General features: G+C 71.8%; 14 protein-coding genes. 3 read left to right on the forward strand and 11 right to left on the reverse strand.

Features of this window, described 5'->3' with window-relative positions:
• Window positions 1-165 precede the first annotated feature (165 nt).
• Window positions 166-777 carry a maltokinase N-terminal cap-like domain-containing protein gene (locus tag I2501_RS21270; protein ID WP_196195747.1) on the forward strand — a complete coding sequence of 204 codons (612 nt, stop codon included), beginning with the start codon at window positions 166-168 and terminating at the stop codon, window positions 775-777.
• Here I2501_RS21270 and I2501_RS40675 read toward each other — a convergent pair.
• From I2501_RS40675 to I2501_RS21305, 7 genes are all read right to left on the reverse strand, one after another.
• The gene (locus I2501_RS40675; protein ID WP_196195748.1) at window positions 762-1,955 is read right to left on the reverse strand and encodes a C40 family peptidase; all 1,194 of its coding nucleotides are present in this window, start codon (window positions 1,953-1,955) and stop codon (window positions 762-764) included. The two genes, I2501_RS21270 and I2501_RS40675, sit on opposite strands and share 16 nt — an antisense overlap.
• A gap of 342 nt (window positions 1,956-2,297) precedes the next feature.
• Entirely contained in the window at window positions 2,298-3,284 is a 987-nt protein-coding gene (locus I2501_RS21280; RefSeq protein WP_236046863.1) for a hypothetical protein, read from the reverse strand.
• A 38-nt stretch (window positions 3,285-3,322) separates the two neighbouring features.
• Window positions 3,323-5,104: a threonine/serine exporter family protein gene (locus I2501_RS21285; protein WP_328806514.1), complete on the reverse strand. Its 1,782-nt coding sequence runs from the start codon at window positions 5,102-5,104 to the stop codon at window positions 3,323-3,325.
• 105 nt (window positions 5,105-5,209) lie between these two features.
• Entirely contained in the window at window positions 5,210-6,520 is a 1,311-nt protein-coding gene (efeB, locus tag I2501_RS21290; protein WP_196195750.1) for an iron uptake transporter deferrochelatase/peroxidase subunit, read from the reverse strand.
• Window positions 6,520-8,595: an iron uptake transporter permease EfeU gene (gene efeU / locus I2501_RS21295; protein WP_196195751.1), complete on the reverse strand. Its 2,076-nt coding sequence runs from the start codon at window positions 8,593-8,595 to the stop codon at window positions 6,520-6,522. The genes efeB and efeU overlap by 1 nt, the downstream gene beginning before the upstream one ends.
• A 138-nt stretch (window positions 8,596-8,733) precedes the next feature.
• On the reverse strand, window positions 8,734-9,144 hold the full coding sequence (locus I2501_RS21300; protein WP_196195752.1) for a hypothetical protein: 411 nt from the start codon (window positions 9,142-9,144) through the stop codon (window positions 8,734-8,736).
• A gap of 127 nt (window positions 9,145-9,271) precedes the next feature.
• A complete protein-coding gene (locus tag I2501_RS21305) occupies window positions 9,272-9,610 on the reverse strand; it encodes a Zn-ribbon domain-containing OB-fold protein (RefSeq protein ID WP_196195753.1) in 339 nt (112 codons plus the stop codon).
• A gap of 139 nt (window positions 9,611-9,749) precedes the next feature.
• Between I2501_RS21305 and I2501_RS21310 the strand changes: the two genes are divergently transcribed.
• Window positions 9,750-10,355, forward strand: a complete 606-nt coding sequence (locus tag I2501_RS21310; RefSeq protein WP_196195754.1) for a TetR/AcrR family transcriptional regulator — start codon at window positions 9,750-9,752, stop codon at window positions 10,353-10,355.
• A gap of 136 nt (window positions 10,356-10,491) precedes the next feature.
• Here I2501_RS21310 and trxA read toward each other — a convergent pair whose 3' ends face one another.
• A complete protein-coding gene (gene trxA, locus I2501_RS21315; protein ID WP_196195755.1) occupies window positions 10,492-10,866 on the reverse strand; it encodes a thioredoxin in 375 nt (124 codons plus the stop codon).
• Window positions 10,867-10,937: 71 nt separating this feature from the next.
• Window positions 10,938-13,871, reverse strand: a complete 2,934-nt coding sequence (locus I2501_RS21320; protein ID WP_196195756.1) for an ATP-binding protein — start codon at window positions 13,869-13,871, stop codon at window positions 10,938-10,940.
• Between the two features lie 366 nt (window positions 13,872-14,237).
• Between I2501_RS21320 and I2501_RS21325 the strand changes: the two genes are divergently transcribed.
• Entirely contained in the window at window positions 14,238-15,245 is a 1,008-nt protein-coding gene (locus I2501_RS21325; protein ID WP_196195757.1) for a terpene synthase family protein, read from the forward strand.
• 135 nt (window positions 15,246-15,380) lie between these two features.
• On the opposite strand, the gene I2501_RS21330 is transcribed toward I2501_RS21325, so the two are convergent.
• The gene (locus I2501_RS21330; RefSeq protein ID WP_196195758.1) at window positions 15,381-16,547 is read right to left on the reverse strand and encodes an MFS transporter; all 1,167 of its coding nucleotides are present in this window, start codon (window positions 16,545-16,547) and stop codon (window positions 15,381-15,383) included.
• Window positions 16,548-16,582: 35 nt separating this feature from the next.
• Window positions 16,583-17,206 (reverse strand): helix-turn-helix domain-containing protein, encoded by a 624-nt coding sequence (locus I2501_RS21335; protein ID WP_196195759.1) that lies wholly within the window; start codon window positions 17,204-17,206, stop codon window positions 16,583-16,585.
• Window positions 17,207-17,376: the final 170 nt, after the last annotated feature.

Consider the following 17,376-nt stretch of genomic DNA (forward strand, 5'->3'; position numbering starts at 1 on the left):
GACTCCGGCGAGACCCACCGAAGCCACTGACCAGCGGAATCAGGCACGACCGACGCCCCCGTCCCTCCGCACCGGACGGCGGCAGCACCTGAGCCCGGCGGACCCCGTCCGCCGGGCTCAGGCATGTCCCGGCTTCTGTCGGCGCGCTGCACTAGGTTGGGGGCCATGGCTGAGATCCATCGCACGACGTTGACCCCCAACAAGCTCGAACTGCTCACCGCGTGGCTGCCGCAGCAGAGTTGGTACCTCGGGGACGGTGCTGACGGCCCGACGAAGCCGGAGCTGTCCCGGGCGGGCGGGTTCCGGCTCGACGACCCGGAGGGCGAGGTCGGCATCGAGTTCGCGGTCGTCCTCGACAGCGCCGGGCCGGAGCAGGTGGCCTACCTCGTCCCGATGGCCTACCGCGACGCCCCGCTGGCCGACGCCCCGGAAGAGGCCCTGATCGGCACGGCCGAGCACGGCGTCCTCGGCACCCGGTACGTCTACGACGGCGCGCAGGACCCGGTGGTGACCGCCCAGCTCCGCGCGCTGCTGCGCGGCGAGGCGATCCCGCAGGCGCAGAGTGTGAGCGACACGGTCGACCCGACGGTCACCGTGCAGGGCTTCGGTTCCGTCGACGGAGCTGCCGACGGAGCCGTCGACCGCGTCGAGATCGTCCGCGTCCTGCACCCCGGCACGCCCGAGGACGAGCCGTCCCTGCACGTCGCCGCGGGGTGGACCCCGGCGGACGAGACGACCGCGCGGGGCGTGTTCGCCCGTGTTCAGGGGCGGGCGTAGAAGCTCGGGGTGCCCATGATCCAGAGGGAGGCGGTCTTCACCACGTCGCCGGTGCGCGGGGCCTCGATGATGGTGTCCGCGCCCGTGTAGAGGGCGACGTGGTAGATGCCGTCCGGCTGGGCGTCGTGGGACCAGAAGACCAGGTCGCCCGGCTGGAGCTGGCGGTAGGTCAGCGGGTGTGACTGCGCGTACTGGTCGGCCGCATAGTGCGGCAGGGCGACGCCCGCGCGCTGCCAGGCGCGCATCGTCAGGCCGGAGCAGTCGTAGCCGGTCGGCCCCGCGCCGCCCCAGACGTACGGGGTGCCGAGCTGTGCGCGGGCGAAGGCGAGGACGTTGTCCGTCGACATGACGGACAAGGTCGGCGGTGCGGGCGTCGGGGTGGGCTTCGTCGCATTCGCCGCCAGAGCGGTCAGGCGGGCGGCCTCGGCGGCGAGTGCGGCGGCGTGCTCCTGGGTCAGTTGCAGCGCGGTGCGCTGGGCGTCGGAGAGCTGGGAGAGCAGGGCGGTCTGCTGCGCGTCCAGGGCGGTGATCTGGGTCTGCTGGTCGGTCAGCTCCGTCTGCGCCTGCTTCTGGGCCGCCTGGACCTTGGCGGTCGCCGCGGCGGCGGCGGCGTCGGCCTGCTGTGCGGCCACCGAGGCGAGGACCGCGCGGGACGCGGTGGCGGACGCCTGGTTCAGCGCGTCCCGCGCCTGGTCGGACGCACCCGACGCTGCCTGCTCGGCGAGCGCCGCCGCCACCGGGTTCCGTGCGGCGATCAGCCCCGCCAGCCCTGCGAGCTGCGGCGGCCCGCCGTCCCGGTACTCCTGCGCGGCAAGCGCGCCCACCTTCCCCCACGCGGCGGTCCGCGCCGCGTCCGCGCGGGTCGCCGCGGCGGCGGCGACGGCAGCGGCGGCGGCGGTCTTCGCCTGGGCGGCGACGGCGCCGTTGTAGGCCTCCACCGCGGACTCCACCTGCACGTTCACCGTGGCCTCGGCGGCCTGCGCGCTCTGCAGCTGCGCTGCGACGGCAGCGACCTGCGCTTGGAGCGCGGTGGCGGCAGCCTGCGCGCTTTGCAGCGCGGAAGCGCTGGGGCCTTGGGGGGCGGGTGGGGGCGGGGCCACGGCGGTGAGGGCGGGCAGCGCGAGGGCGACGGCGGCGAGGACCGCCGCGGTGCGGCAAGCGGAAGGACGGGGCTTCACGCTTCGATTCTGGCTGTCCGTCAGATTCAGGCGCGCGGCGAGCGGGCCGGATGAGTGACGGAGTGTCAGAGAGGAGGGAGGTTGCACCTCTAGGGGCGCGGGGCTCTGCTGATGCGCGGCTCCGCCGCATGGGCGCGACGGGTCAGCCTTTCGCTGCCGCAGGTAGCTGCAATCACCTCAGGGGCGCGGGGAACTGCGCGAGAAGCCACCCGCGCAGGTAGAGCACGGCACGCGCGGGGCCATCCGCACAGGGTGGTTGCTCGCGCCCACGCGGCGGAGCCGCATATCAGCAGAGCCCCGCGCCCCTGGATAGTGCAACGTCCGCTCGTTCAGAGCGCGCCCTCAGAGGCGCTTGCTGCGGCCCGCCGCGATCGCGCGGCGGCGGGCGGCGGCGGCGCGGCGGCGGGCGGATTCCGCGGAGGTGGGTGGGGTGGTGGAGGGGCCGTGTTTGGCTGCGAGCCTGTTCAGGCGAGCCAGGCGGCGGACGCGGGCCTGGTCCAGAGGGGCGTACGCGGCGTGTTCGAGGCGGGCGGCGACGCGCTGGGCCATGCGTTCGGCGAAGAGGTGGGCGCGGGTGGGTGCGACGCCCGGTGGCGTCGGCTTGCCGGCGATGAGGTCGAAGAACCACTGGCGGGCGGCGTCGCCGCGCCGGTGCCAGCGGGCCTCGCGACGGCGCGCGCGGGCGAACTTGCGGGGGCGCTGGGAGTAGCGCCAGCGCGCCCACGGGCTGCGCGGGCGGGCGAGCCGGACAGCGGCGATCCAGGAGAGGCCCGGGACCATGATCCCCAGCATCCCGCTCCAGAACTTGCCCTTGAACAGCGCCACGACCGTGAAGCACGCGTTGACCGAGATGATCCCGATCAGACCCCACCGCACCGGCGTCCCCGGCGTCACGCCCAGCGGGAGGTAGCCGAGGAGCAGCAGGCCGGTGAAGAGGATGCCGATGATCACCGCGTCGACGGACTTGCGGCCCTGCTCGCTCCAGTAGACGTCCTCCAGGTGCAGCAGCAGCGCGAACTCGTCCAGGACCAGGCCGCAGCCCATGCCGAAGAGCAGGCCCGCCACGTCGATCCAGGGATGGCTGCCGTCCGTGGCGAAGACGGTGAACCCGGCGACCAGCAGGAAGAAGATCCCGAAGACCACGTGGTGGATGTGCAGCCCGCCCGGCGTCACGTTGCCCGGCCACCACTTCACACCGCGCCGGATCATCCGGACGCTGAACCGGATGAACAGGAACGACGCGATGAAGCCGACCAGCAGCAGGAAGAGCGGCTGCTTGCCGGGGTCCTGGATGTGGTGGGCGTAGAAGTCCCAGAACGGCCGGCGCACGTGGAAATGGAGATGCGCGGGGAGGAGCGGCGGGTGCATCAGAAGCCTCGGGTGCGCTTCGCCGCGCCACGGGCCGCGCGGGGGCCCTCGCCCTGAGGCACCTTCAGGAAGAGGCGGGCCATCTCGCCACCGAGGTTCACCCCGACCGCCAGGGCCAGCGCCAGCGCGGCCGCGCGGATCACCGAGAGCAGGCCGGGGATCGGCTCGTTCTGGGTGAAGGAGAGCAGGCCGATGTAGATCACCGATCCCGGCAGCAGCGGCCCGAGCGCCGCCGTCACGTACGGGAGCGAGGACGCGTACTGGTAGCGCGAGGCCATCTGGCCGAAGAGGCCGATCAGCATCGCGGCGGCAGCGGTGGCCACGACCGCCGAGACGCCCGCCTCGCGCAGCACGCCGTAGGTCGTCCAGCCGACGCCGCCGAGGAGGGTGACGACCGGCAGCACCTGACGGGACGTCTGAAGCAGGACGGCGAAGAACAGCGTCAGCAGCATCGCCGCCGGGAGCTGGATCAGCGGCGCGGCCCCCAGGGCGAGGGTCTGCTCGGGGTGAAGCCGGGCGCCGAAGCTGACGCCGACGTAGAGGACCAGGGTCACCCCGAGCACGATGCCGACGACCAGGTAGACGACCTCCAGCAGGCGGGCGGCGGCGGTGATGTAGAAGCCGGTCAGGCCGTCGGCGACGGCGGCGACCAGCGCACGGCCGGGCAGCAGGGCGTACAGGCCACCGGTGATCACCACGGAGCCGCGCAGCTCGGAGCCGATCAGGGTGAGCCCGACGCCGAGCGCGGCGGCGGGGGTGGCCGCGACGACGAACTGGTAGAACTCCGGCAGCCCGCGCGTGGAGATCAGCCAGGCGAGCCGGTCGCCGACCACGGAGGCGGCGAAGGCGCAGAGCAGCACCAGCCAGGCCTGCCCGTCGATCTTGCCGCCGACCAGCAGGGTGGCCGCTCCGGCCAGGCCGCCGGTGGCGAGGGAGAGCACCCAGGTCGGGTAGGGGTGCCGGTTGCGGCGGATCTCGGCGAGACGGCCGTAGGCCTCCTCGACGCCGACGTGCTCGGCCGTTATGTCGGCGACCAGCCGGTAGACCGACGCCAGCCGGGTGTAGTCGGAGCCGCGTCGGCGCACCACGCGGGTGGAGGTGACCGGCGGCGCCATCAGCGAGGGCTGGTAGGTGATCGCGATGAGGGTGAAGGTGACCTGCGGCTCGCAGCGGTCCAGGCCGAGCGCGTGCGAGACGCCGAGCATGGCCGCCTCGACGTCCTCGGCGGCCTCGCCGCTGGCCAGCAGCAGCTCGCCGATACGCAGCGTCAGGTCGAGGACGCGGGCGACCTTGGGCGCGCTGGGCTCGTTGCCCTTCTCCTCGGACTCGGTGCGCTCGAAGGCGGGCCGCTCGGACATCGGGGTGCGCAGCAGCGTCCGCATCCGGTCCGGCCAGGGGGCGGAGCCGGGCGCGCCCTTGCGCAGCGAGACGATCGGGATCCCGGCGGTCGGGGTGTAGCCGAAGTGCGCCCAGTCGCTGTCGGCCGCCGCGCCCTCCGTCGGCACCTCGGCGGACGGCTCCAGGGATGCGGGCGTGGTGCCGACCAGCTCGGCGTGGCCGAGCAGGCCCGGAGTGACCGTCAGCTCGTCGTCCGGCTTCTCGTCCGGCTCGGCGTCGAACGGCTCGGCGTCGAACGGCCCCGCGTCGGACGGCCCCGTGTCGGACGGCTCCGCGTCGAACGGCCCGGACGGCTCGTCCGGCTTCGTGTCCGACTGGACCGGCTCCTGCTCCGGCTCCCGGTCCGGCTCGTCCGGACGTCCTGGCTGCCTGCCCTTGGGCACCTGCCGCTCCCCTCATGGATCCGGCTCCAACATTGCCTGATCGCGAGGGCAGACGCACAATCCCGGACTTTCCGCAGGCGGGACAGCTCTACGTGCTCCCGGCAGTCACGCCGAGAGCAGGCCGCGTCCCAACCAGTCGGAGTCGTCCCGCACGCCCGGGAGGGCGAAGAAGTAGCCGCCGCCCGTCGGCGAGATGTAGTCGACCAGCGGCTCGTCGATCAGCCGCGTCTGGGTGGCCTCGAACTGGCGGACGACGTCCTGCTGGTAGCAGCAGAAGGCCAGGCCCATGTCGAGGTCGCCGACGGCGTCGATGCCGCGGTCGTAGTTGAAGCCGCGCCGCAGGATCCGGGAGTCGTCGGTCCTCGGGGTGCGCGGGTTGGCCAGCCGGATGTGGGCGTCCAGCGGGATCGCGTTGCCCTGCGGGTCCTTGGCGTAGTCGGGGACGTCCGTCTCGTTCGCGCCGTCCAGCGGGGCGCCGGTGTCCTTGCGGCGGCCGAACATCAGCTCCTGCTCGGTGAGGGAGACCCGGTCCCAGAACTCGACGAGCATCCGGATGATCCGGATCACCTGGTAGCTGCCGCCGGTCGCCCAGGCGGGCTCGCCCGAGCCGGGTCGCACCCAGACCAGCCGGTCCATCTCCCGGGCGGAGCCGACGTCCGGGTTGGCGATGCCGTCCTTGAAGCCGAGCAGGTTGCGCTGGGTGCCGCTCGGGCGCGGCGCGCTCTGGAAGCCGTCGATGCGCCACTTGACCTGCATCAGGTCGCGGGTGTGCTTGGCGATGTCGCGCATCGCGTGCAGCACGGTGTCCTGGCGGGAGGCGCAGATCTGCAGGCTGAGGTCGCCGTGGCACTCGGCCGGGTTCAGGTTGTCGTTGGGGAAGGTCCGCATCGGGGTGAGCTTGGCGGGCTTCTGCTTCGCCAGGCCGTAGCGGGCGTCGAAGAGCGACGCCCCGACGCCGACGGTCACCGTCAGGTCGTCGGCGGGGACGACCGGGCCGAGGATGCCGTTGTCGGAGGGCGGCGCGCCGACGCCCAGGTCCGGCGGGTTTCCGCCGGAGGTGAGGAAGCGGATCCGGTCGGTCAGGGTGCGGAACAGCTGTTCCAGGCCCTTGCGGTCCGCCGCGATGACCGTCATCGACAGGAAGGCGGCGAAGGCGGGCGCGGGGGTGGTGATCCCCGCCTGCTGCGCCCCGTGGAAGGCGACGCTGCCGGTGCTGAACGCGTCGTCGGCGGTGGACGCGCTGTCCGCCTGGGCGGGCGTCGCGGTGGCGCCGGTCAGGGTCAGCGCACCGCCCGCGAGTGCCGCGCCTGCGGCGCCCGCGCCGAGCGCGGACTTCACGAAGGTGCGCCGGGAGGAGCCGAAGCCGAACGGGCAGGAACCGGAGGGGGTGGGCGCGTCGGTGGCGTGGTCGGTCATCAGGCGGACTTCCGGATCTCGAGCAGGTCGGGGATGGGCGAGAGGTCTTCCAGCAGCTGGCCGAGCGCGCCGTTGAGGGTGGTGCGCAGCGTCGGGTCGAGCTGCTCGACCGGGGTCCAGCTGCCGTCGGCGTGCTGTCCCTGCTTCAGCAGTCCGGCGAAGCGGGTGATGTCGGCGTCGACAGTGCCGAGCAGCTGCGGGCTGCGGGCGCTGATCAGCGGGCGGAGCAGGGTGAGCAGCTCCTGGGTTCCGGCGAGATTCGCCTGCGCGGTGGCCAGGTTGGTGCCGCTGCCCTCGTCGGTGTCGGCGGTGAGCTCGAACTGGAGGGTGTTCTCCAGGATCTCGTGGGTGCGCAGCGGCAGGTCGGACGGGTCGAAGTCCTGGGTCGGGAAGGCTTTGCGCAGCCCGGTCACGTCGGCGGCCAACGCGTCGGCGACGGGCGCGAGCTGAGCGGCGTCCTGGCCGTGCCAGAGGCCGTACTCCAGGCGGTGGAAGCCGTGGAAGTCCGGGTCGGCGACGCCCAGCGGCAGCCCGTCGGCGCGGCCGTTGATGCGCTTGTCGAAGTCCTCGAAGGTGCCGTAGGCGGCGCCGAGGGAGGAGTACTGGACGTGGGCGGTGAGCCAGTCCTCCTTGGCGGCGGCGAGGTCGCCGGCGTGGAGGTCGGCGGCCAGCTTGGCCGTCTGGCCCTGGAGCGTGGCCAGCCCGGCGTCGACGTACTGCTTGTAGGCGGCGAGCGGTCCGGCCAGGTCCTGCTCGGAGACGGGCAGCACGGCCGCGACGGCGGCCCCGCCGGAGACGGTGACGGCGGCGGAGGTGACCGCCTGGCCTCCCGTCGGCACGCAGCGCCAGGCGTAGCTGCCGGAGCCGATCGTCGCGACCAGGGCGCGGGTGGTGCCGGGGGCCAGTCCCTCGATCTCGCCGTAGACGGCGTCGGTGTCGGGGTTGATCAGGTAGACCTCGGAGGTCTGACCACCGGTGTTGTGCATCTGGAAGGTCTGCTGACCGGGCTGCGGTGCGGTGAAGCCCTTGCCGCACTCGGTCGGCGAGACGGAGACGGTCGCGGCGGCGGCCTGCTTGCCTCCGGAGACCGCGACCACCACGCCGGCGGCGACGGCCGGTACGGCGACCACGGTGACGGGCACGAGCCACCGCAGTCGGCGCGGGGCTTCCGGCGCGGGCGCGGTTGCGGGGTCGGCTTCCGGCGCGGGCGCGGGGTCGGCTTCCGGTGCGGGCGCGGGGGTTGCTGCTGCGGCGGCGGGCTTCGGGGTGCGGACGCCGCGCAGAAAGAGCGTCAGCACCACGGCCAGGTAGGCCACATAGGCGGCGACCTGGAGCCAGGTCATCTGCGTGGTCAGGTTGAACACGCCCTGGACCAGCGTCGCGTACCAGGAGTTGGCGTCGATGCTGCCGCTCAGGTCGACGGCGAAGCTGCTGCCGCCGGGGAGGACGCCGCCCTCCTGGAGGTCACGCAGGCCGTAGGCGAGGACACCCGCGGCGATGACGATCAGCCCGAGGCCGGTCCAGGTGAAGAACCGGGTCAGGTTGATCCGCAGCACCCGCCGGTACAGGCCCCAGCACAGCGCCGTGGCCAGCACCAGGCCGATCGCGGCGCCGATCAGCGGGCCGGTGGACTCCCCCGCCGTCTGCGCGGTGGTCCAGATGAACAGCGCGGTCTCCAGGCCCTCGCGTCCGACCGCGAGGAAGCTGGTGAGCACCAGCATCCCCGAGCCCATCGCCAGCGCCGCGCTGACCTTCTCCTTGAGCTCACCGGAGAGGTTGCGCGCGTTCTTGCGCATCCAGAAGACCATCGCCGTCACGAACGCGACGGCGATGACGCTGAGACAGCCGCCGAACGCCTCCTGGGCGGTGGCCGACAGGTTGGCGGAGGTGAAGGTCAGCACCGCCCCGAAACTGAGGGACAGTCCGATCGCGGCGGCCACCCCCGTCCAGACCTGCGGCAGCCGGCCCTTCTCACCGCCCCGGACCAGGGTCGCGACGAGGATGGAGACGACCAGACCGGCTTCCAACCCCTCCCGCAACCCGATCAGGAAACTGGGAAACGCGTCGTCCCACATGCGAAGGACCCCTCCAGTACGGCAGCACGGACCGATCGCCTTGCAGCGATTAGGTTAGGCTTACCTTACTGGATGATCGATCGGGCTCCTTCAGGGGTGGGTCGGGCCGGGCAAACGGGACGCAGACAGCGGAGCGCGTCAGGCCACGTGGACGGCGGCCGTCGCCGAGGTCCGGTCGACGGCGTAGTGATGGTGGCCGACGGTGGCCAGCAGCTGCGCGCGGAAGGCGAGCGTGCCGCGCTCCGTCGCCCGGACGGAGGTGCGGTATGCGCCCTCCGCACCGCAGCCGACGAGGCGCCAGTGTCCGTCGTTCACCCGCTCGTCCACACAGAGCCGGATGGCGTCGCCGCCGAAGTCGTCCGAGGCGCCGAACGCGCTGAGGTGGATCCGGGCACCGAGCGGGACGGAGTGCGGCGCACCCCGCAGCTCCACGGAGGACTTGGCGAAGGCCGGGGCGGCGGTGGCGACAGCCAAACCTGTCGAGATGGCCAGGCCGGCGGCGACGAGCGACGAAGCGACAAGCGCCGTGGTGGCGCGACGTGCGGACATGACGGTCCTCGATCTGTCACTGGAGTGGGGGGCTGCGAGTGCCCGCTACGGGCGATGACAGCGTGTCGAGATTCGCAGATCGAGGACCCGTCTTCAACCGGCCGAACGGCGGGGTCCTGGCAGCACGTCAAGCCGCGGTGAGACGGAACACCGGACGGGCCGAACCGTCGCTCGAAGAGGCGAACTCCAGTCGGACCGGGGCCCCTTGCCAGATCTGGTGTGCGGGCGCGGGCGCGAGCTCGGCGCGGATGCGGAAGCCCTCGTCCAGCTCGACGACGGCGCTGCTGCCCAGCGCGTGGATCCTGCCGTTACCGCTGCTCAGCTCCCAGGCCAGGTCGGCGCCGCCGCAGCTGGTGCAGAGCACGCTGAAACCCGGCAACGAGGTGGCGCACCAGCGGCACCGCAGATAGCGCAGCTCGCCGTGGGCGAGGCCGTCGTGGAACATCGCGCTGGGATCCGCCTTCATCGGTTGCCTCCTCCAACCTTCACGAACGATCGTTAAGTTAGGACGGGGATCACGCCGCTGTCCAGTGGGAGGACAGGGGAAGTCTGCGTAGAATCACCGAACGATCGCTCAGTCTCAGACGTGACGAAGGACGGTTCCGATGCGCCCTGCCGGTCAGACCGCGCTGTTGGAGGCCGCCCGCCAGGAGTTCGCCGAGCGGGGCTTCGGCAGCGCCTCGATCAGGGACATCGCCCAGCGGGCCGGGATGAGCCTGTCAGCGATGTACCACTACTACTCCGGCAAGCAGGAGCTGCTGCACGCCCTGCTGGACGAGGGCATGGACCGCTACGCCGCGGCGGTCGCCGACGCGCTGGCCGCGGTGGGCGGATCCCCCGCGGACCGGCTCAGCGCGGTGGTCGCGGCGACGACCCGCTTTCGCGGCGAGCACGCCGCGCGGAGCAACATCCTGCTGCTGGAGGAGCGCAGTCTCGACGGCGAGCGTCAGGAGCGGTACGCCCGGCGGCAGGCGGAGGCGACGAACTTCTTCCGTGAGCCGATCGACGCGGGCGTGGCGTCGGGCGAGTTCCTCACCCCGTACCCGGACGAGGCGCGGCGCGGGGTCATCGCGATGTGCAACGCGGTAGCGCAGTGGTACCGCGAGGACGGGCCGCTGAGCTTGGACGCGCTGATCGACCGGCATGTCGAGCTGGCGCTCACTCTGGTCGAGTACCGACCGCAGAGGGGCTGGTCCGCGCGCAGCAGGTAGTTGCACTGCCTAGGGGCGCGAGGAACTGCCTGCGGGAACACAGGCCCACCTTGTCGCGCCCACGCGGCGGAGCCGCACATCAGCACAGCCCCGCGCCCCTAGGTTGTGCAACTACCTGCGGCAGCGAACGTCAGCGTCAGCCGTTCTTCTGCGCCTGCTGCTTCGCGACTTCCTCGCGGACCTGGTCCATGTCCACCGCGCGGGACTGCTTGATGACGTCCTCAAGCGCGGACGCGGGCAGCGCGCCCGGCTGGGCGAAGATGACCGTGCGGTCGCGGATGACCATCAGCGTCGGGATGGAGCGGATGTCGAACGCCGCCGCCAGCTCCTGCTGGGCCTCCGTGTCGACCTTGGCGAAGACCAGGTCGGCGTGCTTCTCGGACGCCTTGTCGTAGACGGGCGCGAACTGCGTGCACGGGCCGCACCACGACGCCCAGAAATCGACGAGTACGAAGTCGTTCTTGTCGACGATCTCGTTGAAGTTGTCCTTGGTGAGCTCGACCGTGGCCATGTTCCGCACCTCTCTCTTGGTCCGCTTCGATCCGACTCGGTCCGCCGGGTCCAACAGATGCCTTTTCCAGGCTATTCCGTCGCCTCCAGACCCGGGTCGTCGCGAAGCGTGTCGGCGAGGCCCTTGGGGTCGGTGCCGAGGGTGCGGTAGACGGCCGCCAGCAGTTCCTGGACGCGGTGCGGGGTGATCGACATCGACTCCGCGACCTGGTGCACGTCCTTGCCCGCGGCCGTCAGCCGCGCCGCGTGCAGCTGCGGGGCGGTGAGGTCGCGGGAGGGCAGCGGGCGCAGCTTGTGCGGGCTGACGCCGGAGGCCTGCAGCTCCCGGCGGGCGCGGTCGACCAGGCTGGTCGCGCCGCAGCCACGGGAGATCTCCAGGCCCTGGTCGAGCGCGACGACCGCGTCCCGCAGCCGTCCGACGCGACGCAGCGCGGCGCCGTAGTCGACCAGTGCCTGGGCGTGTTCGTACGCCGCCGGGGACTGGCCGAGCAGGCCGACGGCCTGGGCCAGCAGGTCCACCTCGTTGCCGGGCTCGGCGACCTGCGCGCAGTGGCGCAGCGCCATGCCCTCGGCCGAGTTGGTCCCGGCGCGGGAGGCGCGCTTGTACGCCTCGGCGGCCAGCGCCCGGGCGCGCTCCGGCTCGGTGTCCTTGATCGCCACGGCGAGGTGGCTGAGCCAGGGCGACCAGACGGTGTTCTGCCAGCCGCGCGCCTCCAGCGAGTCGCCCGCCTTCTGCAGCTCCACGGCCGCCTCCGCGCGGCGGCCCTGGGCCAGCAGCAGCTTGCCGTAGAGGGCGGGCGCGTCCGGCAGCACCGGCGCGGGCGGGAAGTTGGCGGGACGGAACTCGTGCTCCGCGGCCAGCCGGACCGCGTCGGTGATCCGGCCCTGGGCGAGCATGGTGTCCACCAGCACGGCGACGATGTCCCACTGGAGCGGCATGCCCCGGCCCGAACGCTCCGACTTGCGCAGCGTGCTGTGCAAGAACTTCTCCGCGTCGACCAGCTTGCCGAGCCGGAACAGCACCAGGGCCTGGAAGAAGTTGGCGAAGCCGAGGTGGCCGCCGCTCCAGCCCATCAGCTCGAACTCGCGTGCGGCGTCGGCGAAGAGGTCGCGGGCACGGTCGAGCCGGTCGTTGTAGATGTAGGTGACGCCCAGCATCACCGGGATCTCGAAGCCCCAGGCCTGGTTGGTCCAGCCGAGGCCGTCGGCCGGGAGACCGCGCTCCAGGCCGTGCTCGGCGAGGGCCAGGGCCTGGGTCGAGTTCTCGCCCCGCATGGTGAGGTCCCAGGCGCGCAGCACCTGGACGGCGCGCGAGCCGTCGTCCCGGCCGGCGAGGTGCTGCGCGGCGAGCACGTCGAGCTGGCGCGAGGTCTCCTTGCCGTCGACCTCGTTGCGCAGCAGCAGTCGCCACATGAAGGACGCCGCCTGCAGTCGCGTCTTGGCCGGGCCGTCGGGCATCCGGGCGATCTCGGCGCCGGTGACGGTGACCGCGTCCTGCACCCGGTTGGTGTGCGTGAGCGCCTGGCCCAGCCGCATGGTGGCCTTCTCGCGCAGGCCCTCGTCGAGGCCGGGGACCTCCTTCATGGCGAGCCGAAGCTGGTTGACGGTGTAGCCGGGGTCGATCAGCCGGACGGAGCTGGCCAGTTCGTAGCGGATCTCGGCCACCTCCTCGTCCGCCGGGGGTTCGCGCAGCGCGCGCTCCAGGCAGCCGCGGGCGGCCTCGGGCGCGCCCATCGCCAGGTGCTCGTGCGCGGCGGTCCGGAGCTGCTCGACGACCTGCGGGTTGTCGTCCGGGTGCAGCTGGATCAGGTGGCGGGAGGCGGCGGCCATGCCCTTGCCCGCGTTGATCACCTCGTCGGCGGCGCGGCCGTGGATGCTGGTCCGCATGGCCGGGAAGGTGATCGACTGGTAGACGGCGGACGCCACGGTCGGGTGGACGAACTGGTACTCGCGCCCGTTGCGGGTCAGGATCGACTCCTCGACCAGCTTGGTGACCGCGGTCTCCGCCTGGTTGAGCGGCAGACCGGCCACCCGGGAGATGGTCTCCAGCTCGAACGCGGTGTCGAGCACGGCGGCGGCGAAGGCGCCCCGCTGCACGTCGGTGCCGAGCCGCTCCAGGCGCTTGCCGATGGCCGGACCGCTGCCCTGGGCGACGAGGCTGCGCAGCTGGTCGATGTTCTCGTCGACCGCCTCCAGCTTGCCCTCGCGCAGGCGGTCGATCAGGTTGCTGACCTCCAGCGGGTTGCCCTCGGTGATGGTCCAGCAGGTGTGGCAGAACAGGTCGTCGGCGTCCTCGCCGAGCCGGTTGCGGACCATGGCGTCGACCGCGCTGCGCCCGAGCCGGCCGAGCTCTATCAGCTGACCGCGGCCACCCAACTGCCGCAGCTCCTCGCGGAGTCCGTCCTCGATGCCGTCGGGCAGCTCCTCGTTGCGATAGGCGAGGGCGACCAGCAACGGCAAGGGCGAGATCTGGCCGATATAGCCGGTGAGCCAGCCCAGCGACTCCTTGTCGGCCCAGTGCAGGTCGTCGACAACCATCAGCACCGGCCCGCGGTTGACCGCGAGTTGGGTGACCACCCAGCTCAGCGCCTCCAGCACGCCGTAGGCGTCGGCGGGCTGGTCGCCCGGCTGCGGCGGGACCAGGCCGAGGGCGGGCGCGGCGATGTCGTACCAGGCGCCGAAGATCTCGCGGCGCTCGGCCTCGGTCATCTTGGCCAGCGTGGGCTGGAGCAGGCTCCGGGCGACGTGGAAGGCGGCGTCCTTCTGTTGCTCACCGGCGCGGGCGTGGAGCAGCAGGATGTCCTTGCGGCCGTCCGGGCCGACCGAGTTGGCGACGGTGCGCAGCCGGTGCAGCAGGCTGGTCTTGCCGAACCCGGCGCGGCCCCGGTAGAGCAGCAGGCCACCGGGGTTGGTGTCGCCCGCCGCGACGTCCGCGCGGAGCGCCCTCAGGGCGGCCACGCCCTGCTGCATCGAATCCTCGCGCTCGTAGAGCTGACGCTCTTCCACGACCTGCTCCGCTCCTGCCGGCTGGCGGCTGTCGTTCCCGTGCTCGTCCGTCGCTGCTGTCCGCGGCGTCAGCGCTGTCCGTGCTGCCTGTGCTGTCAGCGCCGTCCGCGTCCTGACGTCCAGTTATCCGATTCGAGCCTAACCAGCCCCGGCGGCCCGTGCGGGCGTATCGGCGGATCCCGTCGCTGTGCTCAGGACAGACCACTTTCGCCAACTCTGGTTGATAATTGAGCATATGGCCGACCGATTGCTCAACAAGGTTGATCGGTTGAGCTAACGTCGGTCCTGGTTCGTACGGGGGGACCGCCGGACCGGTCACGGGCTGGAACACGGCCGGACACGACGAGGGCTGAGGAGGACGAGCCGATGGACACGAGCACGGGCGAGATCACCATCCCCGGGCAGGTGCGGGTCAACCCGCTGCGCGACGCCGCCGCCGCACACAACCTCGACTGGCTGCGGGCGCACGGAATGCTCCGCGACGACGAGGCCGAGCAGCACTACAACCGTTGGAACATACCGCAGTTGGCCGCGGTCAGCTTCCCGGACGCCGGGCTTGCCGACCTGTGCCTGGCGGTCGACCAGTGCGCCTTCTACTTTCTCTTCGACGACCAGTTCGACGCCGATCTCGGCGCGCTCCCGGCCGAAGTGGCCCGGGTCTGCGCCCCGTTGATCTCCACCCTGCACACCGGGCGGGCGCCCGAGAAGCCCTCCCCGGTGGAGTCGGCCTTCGCCGACCTGTGGCGTCGCGAGAGCCAGGGCATGTCGCCCCGGTGGCGCTCCCGCGCGGCGTACCACTGGGAGGGCTACTTCAGCGCCCACCCGAGCGAGGCGCTGGGCCGCAGGACGCTCCACGCGGACCACTTCCCGAGCCGTGCGGCGTACATGGTGCTGCGCCGCGGTGCGTCGGGCGTGGACACGGTCCTGGACATGGTCGAGCGGATCCTCGGGGAGATCCCCCCGACCATCTTCCACAACCCGACGGTGACGCTGATGCGTCAACTCGCCGGTGACGCACCGGCGGTCAACAACGACGTCTACTCCTACCCGAAGGAGGCCCCGCGCGGTGACGTCTACAACCTCGCGGTGATCCTCCAGCACGAACGCCAGTGCGGCCTGGACGAGGCGTTCGCCCTGGTCCACGGTGACGCGACCCGGATGGTCGAGGAGTTCTACCGGCTCAACGCGCTCGTCCCCGAGCTGTGCGTCGAGCTGGGGCTGACCCCGTCGGAGACGGAGGCCACGCTGCGGTATCGCGAGGGGCTCGCGGACTGGATGCGGGGCTACTTCACGTGGGAGGCGAGCACCATCCGCTACCGCCCCGAAGGGGCGCTGCCGTTGGACCAGCCGAACTATCTGGAAGAGCTGCTCTAGGACGCGTGGTCCTGAGGGTTCACTCCCGCAGGAAGTTGCACTATCAGGGGCGCGGGGAACTGCGCGACAAGCCACCCTGTGCGGACGGTCCCGATCGATCAGGGCCATCCGCACAGGGTGGTTTGTCGCGCCCCGTTATGCCGGCACGGGCACCGGCCGCTGCTCGCGGCGAGTGGTCAGGTAGAGCGCGCAGCCGCACAGGACCACCGCGATGGTCGCGCACAGCGCCTGGTACGGCACCGTCGTGATCAGCGCCGCGCCCGCGGCTATGCCGACGGACTGGCCGCCGGTGACCAGGAAGTTGTCCGCGCCGGAGACGCGGCCCATCAGCTCGTCGGGGGTGTTGAGCTGCATCGCCGACATCGCGCCGACGATGATCAGCGGGACGCCCCCGCCCAGCAGCAGCGCGCCTGCCACGACGACCCAGTCGAGCCGCACCATCAGCAGCAGCGCGCCTCCCGAGACCAGCGCCAGCCCGAGCGCCGCCAGCAGCCCGGGGCTGGTCCGCTTCATCAGCGGTCCCGCCAGCACACCGCCGGCCATGCCGGAGACGCCCATCGCGGTGACCAGCACACCCGTCCAGGACGGCGCGTGGTGCAGGCCCACCGTGGAGATCGCGATGAGCAGCGTCTCGAAGAAGCCGACGACGAAGAGCGCCACGGTCATCACCACGGTCAGCTGCCGGAGCACCGGAGTGCGCATCAGATAGCGGAACCCGTCCGTCGTCTCGCGCAGCCAGTTGCCCTCGCCCGGCTCCGGGCGCTCCTCCTCGACGCGGATGAGCGACCAGCACAGGACCGAGGCCGCGAACGTCGCCGCGTCCAGCGCGGCGACCGCGCCGCCGCCCGCGAGGGAGAGCAGGCCGACGCCGAGCGCCGGGGTGATCAGGCGCTGGCCCTGCGTCAGCGCCTGGGTCAGGCCGTTGGCGTTGCCGAGTTGCTCGGCCGGGACCAGCTGCGGCAGCAACGCCGTGGTGGCCGCGCTGGTGATCGAGCTGGAGAGTCCGTAGAGGAACATCACCACGAAGATCAGCCAGACCTGGTCGGCCCGGTGGACCAGGGCCAGTGACAGGACGAGCAGGCCGGTGACCGCGTTGGTGAGGATCAGCAGCGGACGTCTGCGGACCCGGTCGACGAGTATGCCGGTGAGCGGCGAGAGCAGGGTTCCGGCGGTGAGGCAGAGGAAGGTGATCCCTGCCGTGGCCGTGGAGCCGGTCAGCTCCTTGACCCAGATCGCGGCGGCGATCCAGAGCGCGTAGTCGCCGATGGTGCTGAGGGTGTTGCCGAGGAAGAACAGTCGCATCCGTGATGTTGCGAAGAGCTCGCCCATGGCGTCTCTCAACCTTCCTGTGGGTCCTGCGAATAGGGGGTGATGGCAAGGATCAGTTCGAACGGGACAGCGCCTTCGGGCCGCTGGGACGGGTCCTGGAAGCGGGGGCCTTGGAGCGCGATCAGCTTCTCCATGAGTTCCTGCTGGATCTGCTCCATCTCCTCGGGCGTGCAGAAGAGAAGGAACTGGCTCTCCCCGGAGACCTTGCGGATCTCCTTCGGGTAGCTCTCCCGGCTGTGCTGGTACCGGCGTTGACGTTCGTGCCAGCGCTCGCTGGTGACCTCCATCAGTGCGCGGGCGGCCTGGACGACGGCCTGGTCCGGCTCCTCGTAGTCGAGGCTGAGGCTCACCGCGCCCGCCTTCCACGGCCGTTCGCGGCCGACGCCGCCCTCGGCCTCCTCCACGAAGCCGTACTTGGCGAGCGAGCGCAGGTGGTACGAGACGTTCGACGGCGTGCCGCCGACGATCCCGGCGGCCTCGGTCGCGGTCAGGGTGCCGTGCAGCACGAGCGCCTCCACGAGGGCCATCCGCAGCGGATGTGCGAGCGCGCGCAGGGCGCGCGGGTCGGTGATCTTCCGCGGCGTCAGATCGGCGGCCGGTTCTGCGCCGCCCACCGGTTCGGTCGGTTCCATGCGAAGAACGTAGCATCGAAAGAGTCCTTTCGAAAGGGTTACTTCGAAAGACTTCTTTCGAGCCAGCTCGGAGCTCGGTACGCCTCACGGCCGAGCCCCGACCGGTACCGCGGTACCACCGGGAAGCGGCGAGCGGTCCCGGCGTGCCGGGGGTACCCGGGGGGCGCGCT

The organism is Streptacidiphilus fuscans (assembly GCF_015690355.1).
In the GTDB taxonomy this organism is placed as follows: domain Bacteria; phylum Actinomycetota; class Actinomycetes; order Streptomycetales; family Streptomycetaceae; genus Streptacidiphilus; species Streptacidiphilus fuscans.

Bases quoted from the DNA above. Each gene is read 5' to 3' on its own strand.
- I2501_RS21325 (WP_196195757.1), top strand. From the start codon at position 14,238: ATGGACACGAGCACGGGCGAGATCACCATCCCCGGGCAGGTGCGGGTC.
- I2501_RS21305 (WP_196195753.1), bottom strand. From the start codon at position 9,610: ATGAAGGCGGATCCCAGCGCGATGTTCCACGACGGCCTCGCCCACGGC.
- I2501_RS21335 (WP_196195759.1), bottom strand. From the start codon at position 17,206: ATGGAACCGACCGAACCGGTGGGCGGCGCAGAACCGGCCGCCGATCTG.
- trxA (WP_196195755.1), bottom strand. From the start codon at position 10,866: ATGGCCACGGTCGAGCTCACCAAGGACAACTTCAACGAGATCGTCGAC.
- I2501_RS21310 (WP_196195754.1), top strand. From the start codon at position 9,750: ATGCGCCCTGCCGGTCAGACCGCGCTGTTGGAGGCCGCCCGCCAGGAG.
- I2501_RS21300 (WP_196195752.1), bottom strand. From the start codon at position 9,144: ATGTCCGCACGTCGCGCCACCACGGCGCTTGTCGCTTCGTCGCTCGTC.
- efeU (WP_196195751.1), bottom strand. From the start codon at position 8,595: ATGTGGGACGACGCGTTTCCCAGTTTCCTGATCGGGTTGCGGGAGGGG.
- I2501_RS21270 (WP_196195747.1), top strand. From the start codon at position 166: ATGGCTGAGATCCATCGCACGACGTTGACCCCCAACAAGCTCGAACTG.
- efeB (WP_196195750.1), bottom strand. From the start codon at position 6,520: ATGACCGACCACGCCACCGACGCGCCCACCCCCTCCGGTTCCTGCCCG.
- I2501_RS21330 (WP_196195758.1), bottom strand. From the start codon at position 16,547: ATGCGACTGTTCTTCCTCGGCAACACCCTCAGCACCATCGGCGACTAC.